Source organism: Natronosalvus vescus (assembly GCF_023973145.1).
GTDB classification, from domain to species: Archaea; Halobacteriota; Halobacteria; order Halobacteriales; family Natrialbaceae; genus Natronosalvus; species Natronosalvus vescus.
Genome location: NZ_CP099546.1, coordinates 2,084,722 through 2,099,677, shown reverse-complemented (window position 1 = coordinate 2,099,677; position 14,956 = coordinate 2,084,722). Strand labels below are relative to the sequence as shown.

Sequence of the window (14,956 nt, the reverse complement as noted above, 5' to 3'; positions counted from 1 at the left end):
CACACGGGGTCAGCAACCGGCGGTGCGTGGTTACACGGTTCCCTCTCAATCGGCGCTCGAGGTCGCGACGTCGACGGCCCGGTGGTTCATGCCGCTCCCGGTCTCGTACCAGTAGTAGAGCCCGAGGCCGATGGCGGCGGCAACGTTCGAGAACGTGACTGCCCAGAAGACGGCAGTGGCGTCGAAGCCGAGGAGGTAGACGCCGCCAGCGGCGACCGGGAGCCGAACGAACCAGTACTGACAGAGCGTGGCGACGAAGCTGGTTCTGGTGCGCCGCGCACCGTTGAACCCGGCCATCAGCAGGTACGTCGCCCCGATGGCCCAGTAGCCGTAGGCGAGGATGCGCAGGTAGTCGGTCGTGTAGGCGAGTTCGGCCGCCGTCGCGTCGGGAACGAACACCACGGTCAGCGTCTCGGGGACGAGCCACTGCACCACGCCGACGAGTGTGAGCGCACCCGCGGCGATGGCGACGCCGATCCAGGTCGTCTTCGTCGCCCGACCCGGGTTCTCGGCACCGAGGTTCTGCCCGATGACGCTCTGGGCTGCCTGCTGGAGTCCCTGCGCCGGGATGAAGGCGACTGAGGCGACGCGAGCACCGATCGTATAGGCGGCGACCGCCGCCGTCCCGCCGGCGACGGCGACGATGGCGACCATGATCACGCGAACCGACTGGCTGGCGACGAACTGGCCAGCGTTAGGCCAGCCGACATCGACGATTTCGCGGGCGTCACTCACGCTGAAGCCGACGTCACGGAGTCGAATCCGAAGTTCGTCCCGGCCGTACAGCGCCAGAGTGATCGCCAGGAGGAACCCGCCGGTGTAGCCGAGAATCGACGCGAGGGCGGCCCCTTCGAGGCCGAGTTCGGGGAACACCCACCAGCCGAAGATGAGAAACGGGTCGAGGACGACGTTCGTGACGACCGTCGCCAGGTTGATGTACAGCGCCGCGCGAGCGTCCCCCCAGCCGACGAAACCGGCCTCGAGGGAGTCGCTCGCGGTCGCGAGCGGAATGCCGATGGCGATGACCGCGAGGTAGGCGGCGGCGAGTTCGAGTACGGCGGGTTCGGCCGCGAACAGCCCCATCACGTCCCGCGCGAAGACGAACGCGAGCAGGCCGAGGATCGTCCCGGCGACGAGTCCGGTGAGTGTACCGGTGACGATGGCTCGTCGGCCCGACTCGAGGTTCTCGCCCCCGACGCGCTGGGAGACGACGACTTGGGTACCAACGGAGACGCCGATGGCGGCGGTAAAGAGCAACGCGATGATCGGGAAGTTGAGCCCGACGGCCGCGACGTGGTCGCCGCCGAGGCGTCCGAGCCAGAAGACGTCGATGAGCTGGTTGGCGACGTGGACGAGGTTCTGGGCGAGCAACGGCGCAGCAAGGACGAGCAGCGCTTTCGGGAGCGAGCCGTTCGTGATTTCCTCACGCGGTACTGATGCCATCGTCGGTGGTCTGTTACAAGAGTGTGCCACCATAATATAAATATTTAGGAATATGGTTCGTGTTCCCGTGGATCAGGTCGAGGGTGACGTCGGAACCACCACGATTTTTCACCGCCGGCACCAAGGATGTGGTATGAGCCGCTCGCGAAAGCCCGACTGGCTGAAGATGCGACCGCCGTCGGGACGGGAGTTCGCCGGAATCAGGGAGACGCTGCGCGAGCACGATCTCAACACCGTCTGTGAGGAGGCGAACTGTCCAAATCTGGGGGAGTGCTGGAGCGGCCGGGAGAGTGCGTCGGGCGATGGCGGCACCGCGACGTTCATGCTGATGGGCCATCGCTGCTCGCGCGGGTGTAACTTCTGTGACGTCGAGACCGGCGGGATGGAGCCGCTCGATCCCGACGAGCCAGTAAACGTCGGGAAGGCAATCGCCGAAATCGGCCTCGACTACGTCGTCCTCACGAGCGTCGACCGGGACGACCTCCCCGACCAGGGGGCCGGTCACTTCGCGCAGACGATTCGCGAGATAAAAGACCGGCATCCGGGCATCCTCGTCGAAGTCCTCATCCCCGACTTCCAGGGCGAGGAACACCTCGTCCGAAAGATCATCGACGCCCAACCGGACGTCATCGCCCACAACGTCGAAACCGTCGAACGGCTCCAGTTCCCCGTCCGCGACCGTCGGGCCGGCTACGAACAGAGCCTCGGCGTCCTCGAGCAAGTCGAGCGCGAGTCCGACATCTACACGAAGACCTCGATCATGCTCGGCCACGGCGAGTACGACCACGAGGTGTACCAGACGCTGGCCGACTTGCGCGAGCGCGGGGTCGACATCGTCACCCTCGGCCAGTACCTCCAGCCCTCCCGGAGCCACCTCCCGGTCGAACGCTACGACCATCCGGACAAGTACGAGACCTGGCGACGCGTCGCCGAGGAGGAGCTTGGCTTCCTGTACTGCGCCAGCGGCCCGATGGTTCGGTCGTCCTACAAGGCGGGCGAGCTATTCGTCGACGCCGTACTTCGCGAGGGAAAGAGCGTCGAGGACGCTCGAGCGGAGGCGCGCCGGTCGGCGGTGTCGAACTGACGGAAAGGGGCGAAACAGGTACCTGGTAGTGCGGAGCACTGATCGGCGAGCGAGGCATAGACCGTGTGTCGCACTCGAGAACTGTTGGCGACGCTGAAACGACGTTACGTGTGGGTAACCTGTGCGGTTACATCCGCCATAGCTGAAGGTTATAGCGGTTAGTTCCCCACTGCCGGTATGTCACGTATCCTGAAACGAACAGCGTTACCAGAACGGATCGGTAAATCCGAGCGAACGAACCGAGACTGGCCTCAGCGATCGACGGCAGTAGCGGGGGAGTGTCGATGAGCGACGAACCGTCGACTGCGGACGAGTCGGTGGACGACGAGAACGACAAAGAGGTTACCTCGAGCGAAGCCGAGTCGCCGTCGACCGTCGATCCGTCAGCAGGAGAGCCCGTCTCGACGGACGGCGGAAATACCGGCGTAGCGACCGACGCAGTCGCACAGACCGACGACGATCCCTCAGTACTGGATCTGGCCCAGCAACCGATCGTCAAGACCTGGACGACGTTCGTGGCGTCCCAGTTCGCCCTGATCGGCGTCGGCATCGGCCTCGTGATGCTCCTGCTGGACGTCGTCGACGAGTCGATGTTCGAGTTCGACGGCATGGGCGGGATGGGCGGCACCATGCTCGGCCTCCCACCCGAGAACGCCTTGTTCTGGAGCGTCGTCCTCGCCGCCGCCATCGGCCTCTACTTCGGGGCGACTCTCGAGACCGACGACACCACTACCATGCTCGTCGCCGCCATCAGTACGGGCATCGGGACGATTGCACTCCTCGTGACCAGCGCAATCTTCACATCGGTCGCCGTGGACGGCCTCTCGGTCGACTTCGGCGGCCTCCTCATCATCTCGCTGGTGACCGCCATCGGCGTCGGCGTCGTTGCAGCCGGATCGGTCTGGCTCGTGCAGAACAGGCCGCCGGAATCCGATGCACTCGACGCCGAACGAGCCTAGTCTGCTTCGAAGCGTCGACTGCTGAGCGAAATCAGGCGGTGGCGTTCGATTTTGCCCGATAGTACAGACCTGGAAAGCCACGAAATGGCCCTCGAGCGTACCCACTGACGACTCGAGTCCCCCACCATATCGCCGGTCACCACGCCGGGTTCCTGATTCTGACTGGCGAGATGGATGGCATCAGGTCATGTGTTACCGTATGGGTGCCCTCGAATCGGTGGCGACCATCTGTCCAGTAACCAGTGACTATTCCGCGATACTACCAACTGTATTCGCACATACGCGAGTTTATTTGGACATCTGATCGACTTCGCGTCCTATCGACCGGGAACTTTGTCAATGCATCGCAAGAATCGTGCTGATAGTAAATTATTTACGAAACTCCTTTAACGTGAGCGATAGACCATTAGGGTATGCGAAGGTGGGTATATCCGTGAGCACACTACAGCACGACCCTCGCGAACGCGTACAGGTACTCGACGACGCCGGACGCGTCCTCGAGGGAGCCGACGTTCCGGAACTCGAGGAGGACGAATTCCTCGATATCTACGAGCAGATGAAACTCGCCCGCCACTTCGACCAGCGGGCGGTGAGTCTGCAGCGCCAGGGCCGGATGGGAACCTATCCACCGCTGTCGGGGCAGGAAGGCGCACAGATCGCGAGCGCCCACGCGCTCGACGACGAGGACTGGCTGTTCCCGAGCTACCGCGAGCACGGAGCCGCCCTCGTTCGCGGCCTCTCGCTCAAACAGACCCTGCTGTACTGGATGGGCCACGAATCGGGCAACGCCATCCCCGACGACCTGAACATCTTCACGGTCGCCGTGCCCATCGCCACGCAGATCCCCCACGCGACCGGTGCTGCGTGGGCCTCCCGGCTCGCCGGCGAGGAGAAGGCGTTCCTCTGTTACTTCGGCGACGGCGCGACGAGCGAGGGCGACTTCCACGAGGGACTGAACTTCGCCGGCGTCTTCGACGCCCCGGCGGTGTTCTTCTGTAACAACAACCAGTGGGCCATCTCGGTGCCCCGCGAACGCCAGACCGCCAGCGAGACCATCGCACAGAAGGCCACGGCCTACGGCTTCGAGGGCGTCCAGGTCGACGGCATGGATCCCCTCGCCGTCTACAAGGTCACCCGGGACGCCATCGACAAGGCCAAAAACCCCGGGGACGACGAGCTTCGACCGACACTGATCGAGGCCGTCCAGTACCGCTTTGGCGCGCACACGACGGCGGACGACCCATCCGTCTACCGCGACGACGAGGAGGTCGAGCGCTGGAAGCAGAAGGATCCGATCCCACGCATGGAGACGTTCCTGCGCGACCACGGCATGCTCGACGACGAGGCCGCGGACGCGCTCGAACAGCGGATCACCGACCAGGTGGCCGACGCGATCGACGCCGCCGAAGCGGTCGAGCGACCCGATCCCGCGGAGATCTTCGCCCACGTCTACGAGGGCATGCCGCGGCGACTCGAGGAACAGCTCGAGTGGTTCGAACAGATCCGAGACGAATACGGCGACGACGCGTTACTGGAGGACTGATCAAATATGGCTGCAGAATCTGAAAACCTCACGCTGGTACAGGCAGTTCGCGACGGACTGCATCAGGAGATGGAACGGGACGAAGACGTCATCGTCATGGGCGAGGACGTCGGGAAAAACGGCGGCGTCTTCCGCGCGACCGAAGGGCTCTACGACGAGTTCGGCGACGATCGCGTCATCGACACGCCCCTCGCGGAGTCGGGCATCGTCGGAACGGCTATCGGAATGGCCGCCTACGGCCTCCGACCCGTCCCCGAGATGCAGTTCCTCGGCTTCATCTACCCCGCGTTCGACCAGATCGTCTCCCACGCCGCGCGCCTGCGAACCCGTTCGCGCGGCCGATTCACGTGTCCGATGGTCATCCGGGCCCCCTACGGCGGCGGCATCCGCGCCCCCGAACACCACTCCGAGTCCTCGGAGGCGATGTTCGTCCACCAGCCCGGCCTGAAGGTCGTCATCCCCTCGACCCCATACGACACCAAGGGGCTGCTCACGAGCGCGATTCGCTCGCCCGACCCCGTCATCTTCCTCGAGCCCAAACTCATCTACCGGGCGTTCCGCGAGGAGGTGCCCAACGAGTCCTACGAAGTACCACTCGGCGAGGCCGCCGTCCGGCGCGAGGGATCGGACATCTCGGTGTTTACCTTCGGCGCGATGACGCGACCGACCCTCGAGGCCGCGGAGAACCTCGAGGGCGAGATCGACGTCGAGGTCGTCGACCTTCGCACCGTGTCGCCGCTCGACATCGACACCATCGTCGAGTCGTTCAAGAAGACCGGCCGCGGCGCGGTCGTCCACGAGGCCCCGAAGACAGGCGGCATGGGTGCCGAAATCGCGGCGACGATCCAGGAGGAGGCGCTCATGTACCAGGAGGCACCGATCAAGCGCATCAGCGGCTTCGACACGCCGTTCCCGCTGTACGCGCTCGAGGACTACTACCTGCCAGAGCCGGCCCGCATCGAGACGGGGATTCGGGAGGCGATGGAGTTCTAACATGGTCGAGGAGTTCAAACTGCCCGACGTCGGCGAGGGCGTGGCGGAAGGCGAACTGGTCTCGTGGCTGGTCGAGCCCGGTGACACCGTCTCCGAAGATCAGCCCGTTGCCGAAGTCGAGACGGACAAAGCGCTGGTCGAAGTGCCCTCGCCGTACAACGGGACGGTCAAGGAGTTGCTCGCCGAGGAAGGCGAGATGGTGCCCGTCGGCGACGTGATCATCACGTTCAACGTCGACGGTGAGGACGACGGCGACGAAGCTGCGGTGGAAGCTGACGACTCGAGTGCGGCGTCCGAAGCCGAGGAAGCCGACGCAGCCGACGAGACAGCCGACGACACGACCGAGGAGGTCGACACCCCCGACGGCCGCATCTTCGCGCCACCCCGCGTTCGCCGACTCGCCCGCGAGGAGGGCGTCGACATCTCGAGCGTCCAGGGCAGCGGCCCCGGCGGTCGCATTACGGAGGGCGACGTGCAGGCTGCCGCCGAGGGGGCGGGCGACGGTGCGGCCGAAACGGAATCCGCCGAAACAGCGGCCGACGCCGGCGGAGCCGACGCAACCGCTGGCGGTCACGCGGACGGCGACGAGGCTACGGGTGGGGGTGCAGGTTCAGGTGCAAGTGCAAGTGCTGGTAGCTCGAGCACCCAGGCCCCCGCATCGGTCGAATCGGCCGACCGAGAGCGGACGCTGGCCGCACCAGCGACCCGCCGCGTGGCCGAGGAACACGGCGTCGACATCAACGCTGTGCCGGCGACCGAAGAGCGCGAGGGTGAAGCGTTCGTCACGCCCGAGGCGGTCGTCGAGTACGCCGAGGCCCAGCAGCAGGCCCAGGAGGCCGACGCCGCGGCCGTCGCCGCCGGCGAAACCGGGCCGCGTGAGACGCGCGAGCCGTTCAAGGGCGTCCGCAAGACCATCGCGGACGCGATGGAGCGCTCGAAGTACACCGCCCCGCACGTCACTCACCACGACGAGGTCGACGTCACCCGCCTCGTCGAGGCTCGCGAACGGCTCAAACCGGTCGCCGAGGAGCAGGGGATGTCCCTGACGTACATGCCGTTCATCATGAAGGCCGTCATCGCGGCCCTCCGGGAGTTCCCCGAGATGAACGCGATGATCGACGACGAGAACCAGGAGATCGTCCACCGCAACTACTACAACATCGGTGTCGCGACCGCGACCGACGCGGGGCTGATGGTGCCCGTGATCGAGGACGCCGACCAGAAGGGCATGCTCCAGCTCTCCTCGGAGATGAACGAGCTGGTGCAGAAAGCGCGCGAGCGCACCATCTCCCCGGACGAACTCCGGGGCTCGACGTTCACCATCACGAACATCGGCGGCATCGGCGGCGAGTACGCCACACCGATCCTCAACTACCCCGAGGCGGGGATTCTGGCCGTCGGCGAGATCAAGCGCAAACCCCGCGTAGTCACCGACGAGGACGGCAACGAGTCGATCGAACCCCGTTCGGTCATGACGCTCTCGCTCTCGTTCGATCACCGTCTGATCGACGGTGCCGAGGGGGCGTCGTTCTGCAACGAGGTCATGACGTACCTCGAGAACCCCGAGTTGCTCTTGCTCGAGTAGGGACGGGCGGCGCGATCGTTCTTCTTATCGGATCTGTCGAACCACACACGGAGCACCGCTTCAGTAGGGCAACTGCTTGCCGAGAAGAGACGCACCGGCGTATAACAGCTCCTCACCGCTCAATTCTGGATCATCGTCTACGTCACCGTTGCCTGTGACATCGTCGTCCGCGTTGTCGTCCAAATCGGATTCCGAAACACCCCCGGTCTCGAGGCCGATCGTGAACTCGTGGAAGAAACAGGGCATGATTCCGCACGATACCGTCTTCGCAGTGCCGGACGATCCCAGGGCTATGACTATCGTTCCGTTCGTGGTACCGTTCACGTCATGCCCACGTACGTGCTCTTGACGAGCTTCACCCGGCAAGGAGTCGAAAACGTCCGGGACAGCCCCCGCCGAACGGAACACGCCAGGGAGATGATCGAGTCACTCGGCGGAACTTGGAACGAGTTCTTCATCACGATGGGTCGGTACGACGGAGTGATTATCGCCGACTTCCCGGACGACGCGACGGCAGCACAGGCGGCATTCACGCTTGCGGAAAGCGGCAACGTGACGGTCGAACCGCTCCAGGCGTTCACGCTCGAGGAGTTTCGGAACATCGTCGACGCCATGCCGTGACGGACGCACCGATTCCGCCGTATGCAGACAGTGACCGGGAAAGTAGCGGTAAGAACGATTGCGATACACGAAGTCAGCTGAAGAACGAGAGGGCGCGTCGTTCACTCGTACCGTAACGCGTCGATCGGATCCGTGCTGGCCGCCCGCCAGGCCGGATACAACCCCGAGACGACGCCGACGAGCACGCCGACGGCGATCGCCAGGGCGACGTACTCGAGCGGGTACACCAGCGGGAGGTCGATGTACCACGCACCGAGGGCGGCGACGGCCAGACCGAGTACGGTGCCGACGATGGCCCCGATGACGCCGAGGATGATCGCCTCCGTCAGGAACAGCCCGAGGACGTCACGATTCTGGGCACCGACCGCTTTCATGATGCCGATCTCGCGGGTACGTTCGGTGACCGAGACGAGCATGATGTTCGCGATGCCGATCGAGCCGACGACCAGCGAGATGGCGGCGATCCCGACGATGAAGTTCTGGAGCAGCCCCAGGATGTTCTCGAGCTGCTGGAGCAACTCGGTGCTCGTCTGGAGCGTGACCGCGAGGTCGTCGCCGAGGAACTCACCCGCGTCCGCCTCGTCGCTCTCGAAGTAGGCGGTGGCAGCGTCTCGAGCGGCGTCGACATCGTCCTGGTCGGCGGTGGGTGCTTCGACGACGATGGCGAGGTAACGGACGTCGGTGGTGTCACCGTTCTCGTCCCCAGCAGTCGAATCGGATCCCGCCGCCGGCCCCACCGCCTGCTCGACGTAGAGCGGATCAGTCGGCACGTAGATCCTGGGGGCCGCCTCGAACCCCTCGAACGGGCTGAGCCCCTCGTTGGTGTCGGTGATGCCGACGACTGTCACCGTTTCAGTCCCTCCGGTGACGATCCGAACCTCGAGCTCGTCGCCGACGCTGACGTTCTCCTCGAACTGCGCGGCGGCGGCCGGGTTGATGACGGCCTCGCGTTCGCCCATCTCGAACTGGCGGCCCTCGCGTAACGAGGACTCCCGGATGTAGGACGGGCCGGCGGCGATCAGCCCATCCCCCTGGAGGCGGGTGTCACCCGCGTAGGTCACCGACTGGGCATCGATGGTCGCGTAGCCGTAGGCAGCCTCGACGGCCTCGAGGTCGCTCACCCCGTCGAGGTCGTCCTGGCTGAAGAGGAACTGCGCTCCGGCCATCGGCCCGCCTTCGGTGTCGGGATCGGCCGCCCACCCGTAGAGGTTGCGCTGGTCGTCAGGACTGATGTCCCCGATGATGCCCGCCTGCAGGCTCGCCCCGAGGGCGACGAAGGCGATCACCGCTGCGATGCCGATGATGACGCCCAGGGTCGTCAGCGTCGATCGAAGTCGGTGCCCACGAATCGAGCGCCAGGAGAGGCGCAGGGACTCGAGTGGGCGCATCAGCGGTTCTCCCCCGTATCCGCTGGTGTGGTGTCGTCGCTTTCCGTCTTCGATTCGGTATCGTCGCTGCTCGTCCTCGAGTCGGTGTCGTCGCTGGTCGGCATCGAATCCGTATCCGATCGTGGGTTCCCAGTCGCTGGCTCGTTCGCACGGGCGCTCGAGGCGGCTCGAGCGCCGTCGGCTGGTGGCGAGGGAGCGGCAGGGCTACCGAGTTCCTCGATCCGTTCGATCCTCCCGTCGAGCAGGTGGACGATCCGGTCGGCGCGCTCGGCCACGTGGCGCTCGTGGGTCACGACGATCAGCGTCGTCCCCGCGTCGTGAAACGCCTCGAAGAGGTCGAGCACTTCGGCTTCGGTCTCCGTGTCGAGGTTGCCCGAGGGCTCGTCGGCCAGCACGATCGCCGGGTCGTTCACCAGCGCCCGCGCAAGTGCCACCCGCTGGCGCTGCCCACCAGAGAGTTCGTTCGGGAGGTGATCGACCCGGTCGCCGAGGCCGACGCGCTCGAGGAGGTCTTCGGCACGGTCGTGTCGCTCGCTTCGACTGGCGCCGCGGAACAACTGGGGGAGGGCGACGTTCTCGAGAGCGTCCAGCCGGGGCATGAGGTTGAATGTCTGAAAGACGAACCCGACGGTAGTTCCCCGGAGACGGGTTCGCTCGCGTTCAGAGAGCTGGGCGACGTCCTGGCCGTCGATGACCACCGTTCCCTCGGTAGGTGTGTCGAGACAGCCAATGAGGTTCATCAGCGTCGATTTCCCAGACCCGCTCGGCCCCATGATCGCCGTGTACGATCCCCGGGGAATCGACAACGAGACCCCGTCGAGGGCGTGTACCGGCTCGCCGACGTGGTAGGTCTTGCGCACGTCGGTCATCGCCAGCGCGTCGTCGGGGTGATCCATTAGGTTGATTACAGGATGGCCGGGGCAAAAAGCCTTCTCGGGGGAGACGCAACCGCAAGGAATCGGAATGCAACCACCACGAAAGCCCCTTTCATTCCCACACGTGTCGGATGGTTGACCAGCCACCGTGGGGTGGGAATGAAAGGGGCTGGCACGGTCGATCCCTCCCGGGCGACGAAAGCACGCGAGCGAAGCGAGCGCGCACAGCGAGCCCGGGGGGTCGAACGGGCCAGGGGTTTTCGTGGTGTTCGAATCGGGTGCAGGCCAGTAAACGTGTGATCCGAACACCACCAGGCAAGAGAAGGCTACGCTTTTCCCGTCTCCGCTCACTCGTGTACGTAGCAATGAGCGCGAAAACGTCGGGCGGGTCGGACGCCCACAAGCGTCGTGCCGGGGGGCGAGCCGCCGAGGACGTCGAGGACGGAATGGTCGTCGGACTTGGCACCGGGTCGACGACCGCCTACGCCATCGAGGCGCTCGGACGGGCGATCGAGGACGGCCTCGAGATTCGGGGGATTCCTACGTCCTTTCAGTCGAGGCAACTGGCCATCGAGGTTGGGATTCCGCTGACCGAACTGGACGCCGTGGAGGGGGTCGACCTGGCGATCGACGGTGCCGATCAGGTCGTCGACAGCCCGGACTCGCCCGCTCACGGGGCTCTGATCAAGGGCGGCGGCGCGGCGCATACCCGCGAGAAGGTGGTTGCTGCCAGCGCCGAGCGATTCGTCGTCGTCGCCGATCCCTCGAAACTGGTGGCGACGCTCGAGGCTCCGGTGCCGGTCGAGGTGATCCCCGCGGCGCACACCCTCGTCGCCGAGCGGGTTCGCGAGCTGGGCGGTGAGCCCACGTTGCGGTCGGCATCCCAGAAGGACGGGCCGGTCGTCACCGATAACGGCAACCTCGTCCTCGACTGTGCGTTCGGCACGATCGAGGATCCGAGAGCGCTCGGGCAGGAACTCGGGGCGATCCCGGGCGTGCTCGAGCATGGGATGTTCGTCGGGATGGCTGATTCAACGTATGTTGGGGTCGATGGGGGGCTCGAGGTGCGGACTTACTGAGTCAGTGTAACTCGGAACAGAGATGGGCGGCGCAAACGAGACGAGCGCAGTCATAGCCGGTGACCGAAGCGTTATAGGCTCGTGGTGGGTCACTACCGGTAAGGGCGCGTAGCTCAGTGGACAGAGTCCTTGGTTCCGGACCAAGATGTCGCGGGTTCAAATCCCGTCGCGCCCGTTACAAAACATAACGATTCAAAATCGATAGACGGCACCGGGGCGTTTATAAATGGGGTGCCAGACTACCGATGAGAGTTCGTTACGCCACGTAACGCGGGTCGACGCAGTCTTGCGATCTCCAAAACCAACAATTCCCTCAACCAACATAAATCTGTGGTACCGACATAGACATATGGCTCTGTTGAACCCTCATGTGGTGAATTAGAGATGGGCGTTGAGATACCTGATATTAGATTCCAACCTGTCCGTGTTGACTGGATAACTACCATGTTTTGTTGTCAGTATCCACGAATCAGCCTCTGGTACCTCATAGAGACCCCCTTTTGCCCCTCCTTCCTCATAGAACTTGAAAGAGTCTCGGATTAGCGTAGACTCGTTACGAGGTTTGATCTCATACCCCCTCTCAATAAACAGGTCGTGGATGGCTTGCCACGCATCCATCCCAGTACACACGTAGAGTTGTGGATCCAGAAGCGTTTGGAGTTCGTTCTGTAAAGTCCGTCGCCCGAACGCCATATCATCGGTTGTTAACGGCCCTTTCCCGTAGGTTGGAAATTTATACACCCGAGTGAAGTACATCTCACTCAACACGTTTGGTTCATTTGGAGCGACCGTCTCAGTGTGAATCCAGTTCTCGTAGGGTATTTCATTAGGTGAGGATATGATATCAAGCTCACTGTGGAGACGAGGAAGGATCCTCTTGAATCCGGTCGCACTTGTAAGATAGCCATCAAGGTTTCGAGCAATTGTCTGGGCTAACGCTTCCAAATCATCTTCATAAGGCCATCGTCGAGCGAATTCCCGAGTCCCCTCAAATATTGATGGAGACATATTTTGTTGAAGTCCTGGATTGAGCGACACTAGCACAATATCTTGATCAGCAACCGGGGCAACCTGAAACAGCAGTCCAAGATCGTACTCAATGCTGGCCACATAATCTCTGAATTCATTAGGGTCATTTGCTTGTTGAAACACATCATAGGCTTCAAAGTATTCGAAGAGAGAAGTTATTCCGTGTTCTTCTTCCAAATGTTTCAGATAGTCACTACGCATTTCTTGGAAATAGGTTGAGGGATTTAAACTCATGTCATTACCCGAATCAGTCATTAATAATAAACGATTTGGTTAACAAGGCACATTTCAATCCGACCACCGAAACAAGGATACCTTCGAGACTGGGATGACCCCCAGGAACCACACGAATATGCTGCAGAACGGTTTCTGGTCTATGATTGGGAGGAATTCACCAAGGGAGTCTATAGGAACATGATGGAAGTCAGATTTCGAATTAACTGGCTCTGTTGAAATCCTCAACTGTTGAGAGGAAGCGAGTTATGAATATAGAGCATGGATGCACCACAAAGACCCCGTTTGTTTCACACCGAAAGCGGTGAACCATCTGTTCACTACACGTACACACCGAATCCAAAGCCCCACTGTAGCAGGGTATTCACTCCGGTGATGAGTAGTGCGACTCAGCTATCAGTACGAGGCGTACCTGTTACACCAGTCCTGATCATGTGGAATATTACCACCCACGTCAATCCTATCCAAATTAGAAGCGGCCAAATTGATTGGAAGACCCCGAAAGCCATCTGAATGTATGGGAAGGCAAAGGCTGCGATGATCACCGCTAAGCCAGCTCCTGCAAATGCGACCTCTTGCTTTGGAGAAGCGTTCGAAGCCACCGCTATCCATCCGAGAATCAGCGCGTATGGAATAAGCGTTATTCCCTTGAGAACGGCCTCGAGCATAAATGTGAAATCTAGGCCCCCATGTTGGTATGATGTTGCTAATATGTAGAGTTCACCGTTCTCTTCGAGAAGACTGTAGGTGATATAGTCACCATGCCCGTCGGAAGGAAACTCAGGTCGTTCCGAATACTGGTCACAATAATACACAACCGGTTTACAATGTTTCATATTGTAGGATTGCCATCCAGTTGAGCCTACTGGTTGCTCTTTGGCTTCGAGAAAGAGCCGTTGGGCGTCACCAGAGAGTTCGCTCACAGAAGTTGGACTGGCCCAATCAATATAGTCCTGGTTAGTTTGGTTGAAAGCGTCGGTCGAGTTATGAGCAACCTCATACCTCGGTTCATTTGAATGATAGGGGTTAAGAACGAGTACTCCCGCGTGAAAAACGCAAATTAACAGGAGGAGGATTACAAGTGCTGAGAAAACTGACACTCGCCGAAATCTCATACCACTTCACTTGTGTGCTTTTATAAGTCCTTTCTGGTCACAGTACAGGTGTTCGGGAAAGCGGGGCGTGATACCAAACAGTCATCGATATCGTTCACCTGTACTTAGCGAACACTACCATCGCAGATCGTCTCTCAGTCTGTGCCACGTTCGCGCTCTCTATTCAGCACAACTGTTCAAACCTATCACCGAAAGAGGGTTGCAACAGACCCTATTTTCGCAACAGACTCTTTGGGAAATAGCGCAGTACTAATTGAGTCAAATGAGCCTGCAACGGTGAAAGTGACGTGACAATAACACCGGTCAGGAATGAACCGACAGCGATTGCAAAATATACTCCGTTCGGAACGCCTGAACTCACCGACGTTTTTAACGAGAGTCCTACAAAAAACGCGAACATGACAATTGCCGTGAGAATCAGCGCAAACCCAACTATCGCAAAGGAACCCGGAACTGTATTTGAGTGTTTCTTCAATAAATCCAAAAAGTCCATATAAAACATTTTGACAGCTGCGACTCCTTCAGTCCTGGCCGGGTTATGTGTCTCCACATTCCAAGTGAATGTGGTCTGATTATCTTGACGGTTAATCCAATCTTCTTTTTCCATCATACTGGTATGTTTGCTGATGGTCGTGTTAGATCGGCCAACTTTTTCTGCAAGTTTATCCTGTGTGAATTCCCGGTCAGGTTGGGTATAAAGCAGCTCAGCAATCTCAAAGAAAGTATCTCCTTTTTTATCAAATTCTTTGTGAAACTCATCAGGAACAGTCGCCATACCTTTCTGTAATGAGAGGGAGAATCAAAAATGTTGAGCCGAGGGTTTATACTCATAAGGAGCCCCCCTGATGGCCGCAAACCCGGGGTATGGGTTCTGTGAACGGCCTTTTCGTTTTTTATGCCCACTTAACAGATATTCGTCCGAATGTCTGGTAGACAAGATATTGGGCAGAAACGATCCCCGAATAATAGTTCGAAAACAAACACAGTCGGATCAAACCGAGGTCAGAT

Annotated in this window: 14 protein-coding genes and 1 tRNA gene; 8 read left to right on the top strand and 7 right to left on the bottom strand. The window is 61.0% G+C overall.

The genetic code is table 11. From position 1 onward, the window contains the following. Positions 1-45: 45 nt before the first annotated feature. The gene (locus tag NGM68_RS09990; protein ID WP_252697985.1) at positions 46-1,443 is read right to left on the bottom strand and encodes an MATE family efflux transporter; all 1,398 of its coding nucleotides are present in this window, start codon (positions 1,441-1,443) and stop codon (positions 46-48) included. Between the two features lie 133 nt (positions 1,444-1,576). On the opposite strand from NGM68_RS09990, the gene lipA reads away from it, so the two are divergent. From lipA to NGM68_RS09965, 5 genes are all read left to right on the top strand, one after another. Then, on the top strand, positions 1,577-2,527 hold the full coding sequence (gene lipA / locus NGM68_RS09985) for a lipoyl synthase (RefSeq protein ID WP_252697984.1): 951 nt from the start codon (positions 1,577-1,579) through the stop codon (positions 2,525-2,527). 284 nt (positions 2,528-2,811) lie between these two features. After that, positions 2,812-3,486: a hypothetical protein gene (locus NGM68_RS09980; protein WP_252697983.1), complete on the top strand. Its 675-nt coding sequence runs from the start codon at positions 2,812-2,814 to the stop codon at positions 3,484-3,486. A 433-nt stretch (positions 3,487-3,919) separates the two neighbouring features. Further along, the gene (gene pdhA, locus NGM68_RS09975; RefSeq protein WP_252697982.1) at positions 3,920-5,029 is read left to right on the top strand and encodes a pyruvate dehydrogenase (acetyl-transferring) E1 component subunit alpha; all 1,110 of its coding nucleotides are present in this window, start codon (positions 3,920-3,922) and stop codon (positions 5,027-5,029) included. Positions 5,030-5,035: 6 nt separating this feature from the next. Further along, positions 5,036-6,022 (top strand): alpha-ketoacid dehydrogenase subunit beta, encoded by a 987-nt coding sequence (locus tag NGM68_RS09970; protein ID WP_252697981.1) that lies wholly within the window; start codon positions 5,036-5,038, stop codon positions 6,020-6,022. A 1-nt stretch (position 6,023) separates the two neighbouring features. Then, entirely contained in the window at positions 6,024-7,607 is a 1,584-nt protein-coding gene (locus NGM68_RS09965) for a dihydrolipoamide acetyltransferase family protein (RefSeq protein ID WP_252697980.1), read from the top strand. 60 nt (positions 7,608-7,667) lie between these two features. Here NGM68_RS09965 and NGM68_RS09960 read toward each other — a convergent pair whose 3' ends face one another. Further along, positions 7,668-7,931 carry a hypothetical protein gene (locus NGM68_RS09960; protein ID WP_252697979.1) on the bottom strand — a complete coding sequence of 88 codons (264 nt, stop codon included), beginning with the start codon at positions 7,929-7,931 and terminating at the stop codon, positions 7,668-7,670. 3 nt (positions 7,932-7,934) lie between these two features. Here NGM68_RS09960 and NGM68_RS09955 point away from each other — a divergent pair, with 3 nt between their 5' ends. Further along, positions 7,935-8,228, top strand: coding sequence for a GYD domain-containing protein (locus NGM68_RS09955; RefSeq protein ID WP_252697978.1), 294 nt, complete (start codon positions 7,935-7,937; stop codon positions 8,226-8,228). A 101-nt stretch (positions 8,229-8,329) separates the two neighbouring features. Here the strand turns inward: NGM68_RS09955 and NGM68_RS09950 are convergent, their stop codons facing one another. Together NGM68_RS09950 and NGM68_RS09945 are read right to left on the bottom strand one after the other, a co-directional pair. Beyond that, the gene (locus tag NGM68_RS09950; protein WP_252697977.1) at positions 8,330-9,616 is read right to left on the bottom strand and encodes an ABC transporter permease; all 1,287 of its coding nucleotides are present in this window, start codon (positions 9,614-9,616) and stop codon (positions 8,330-8,332) included. Next, positions 9,616-10,512, bottom strand: a complete 897-nt coding sequence (locus NGM68_RS09945) for an ABC transporter ATP-binding protein (protein ID WP_252697976.1) — start codon at positions 10,510-10,512, stop codon at positions 9,616-9,618. Before NGM68_RS09945 ends, NGM68_RS09950 begins: the two co-directional genes overlap by 1 nt. Before the next feature lie 344 nt (positions 10,513-10,856). Here NGM68_RS09945 and rpiA point away from each other — a divergent pair, with 344 nt between their 5' ends. After that, positions 10,857-11,570 carry a ribose-5-phosphate isomerase RpiA gene (gene rpiA, locus NGM68_RS09940; RefSeq protein ID WP_252697975.1) on the top strand — a complete coding sequence of 238 codons (714 nt, stop codon included), beginning with the start codon at positions 10,857-10,859 and terminating at the stop codon, positions 11,568-11,570. 102 nt (positions 11,571-11,672) lie between these two features. Beyond that, positions 11,673-11,745 (top strand) — tRNA-Arg (locus NGM68_RS09935). A gap of 203 nt (positions 11,746-11,948) precedes the next feature. Here the strand turns inward: NGM68_RS09935 and NGM68_RS09930 are convergent. The 3 genes from NGM68_RS09930 to NGM68_RS09920 form a co-directional block, all read right to left on the bottom strand. After that, entirely contained in the window at positions 11,949-12,776 is an 828-nt protein-coding gene (locus tag NGM68_RS09930) for a hypothetical protein (RefSeq protein WP_252697974.1), read from the bottom strand. Positions 12,777-13,222: 446 nt separating this feature from the next. Next, positions 13,223-13,756, bottom strand: coding sequence for a hypothetical protein (locus NGM68_RS09925; RefSeq protein WP_252697973.1), 534 nt, complete (start codon positions 13,754-13,756; stop codon positions 13,223-13,225). 403 nt (positions 13,757-14,159) lie between these two features. Beyond that, entirely contained in the window at positions 14,160-14,723 is a 564-nt protein-coding gene (locus tag NGM68_RS09920) for a MarR family transcriptional regulator (RefSeq protein ID WP_252697972.1), read from the bottom strand. Positions 14,724-14,956: the final 233 nt, after the last annotated feature.

Bases quoted from the DNA above. Each gene is read 5' to 3' on its own strand.
- NGM68_RS09945 (WP_252697976.1), bottom strand. From the start codon at position 10,512: ATGGATCACCCCGACGACGCGCTGGCGATGACCGACGTGCGCAAGACC.
- NGM68_RS09990 (WP_252697985.1), bottom strand. From the start codon at position 1,443: ATGGCATCAGTACCGCGTGAGGAAATCACGAACGGCTCGCTCCCGAAA.
- rpiA (WP_252697975.1), top strand. From the start codon at position 10,857: ATGAGCGCGAAAACGTCGGGCGGGTCGGACGCCCACAAGCGTCGTGCC.
- NGM68_RS09970 (WP_252697981.1), top strand. From the start codon at position 5,036: ATGGCTGCAGAATCTGAAAACCTCACGCTGGTACAGGCAGTTCGCGAC.
- NGM68_RS09965 (WP_252697980.1), top strand. From the start codon at position 6,024: ATGGTCGAGGAGTTCAAACTGCCCGACGTCGGCGAGGGCGTGGCGGAA.
- NGM68_RS09950 (WP_252697977.1), bottom strand. From the start codon at position 9,616: ATGCGCCCACTCGAGTCCCTGCGCCTCTCCTGGCGCTCGATTCGTGGG.
- NGM68_RS09980 (WP_252697983.1), top strand. From the start codon at position 2,812: ATGAGCGACGAACCGTCGACTGCGGACGAGTCGGTGGACGACGAGAAC.
- lipA (WP_252697984.1), top strand. From the start codon at position 1,577: ATGAGCCGCTCGCGAAAGCCCGACTGGCTGAAGATGCGACCGCCGTCG.
- NGM68_RS09920 (WP_252697972.1), bottom strand. From the start codon at position 14,723: ATGGCGACTGTTCCTGATGAGTTTCACAAAGAATTTGATAAAAAAGGA.
- NGM68_RS09955 (WP_252697978.1), top strand. From the start codon at position 7,935: ATGCCCACGTACGTGCTCTTGACGAGCTTCACCCGGCAAGGAGTCGAA.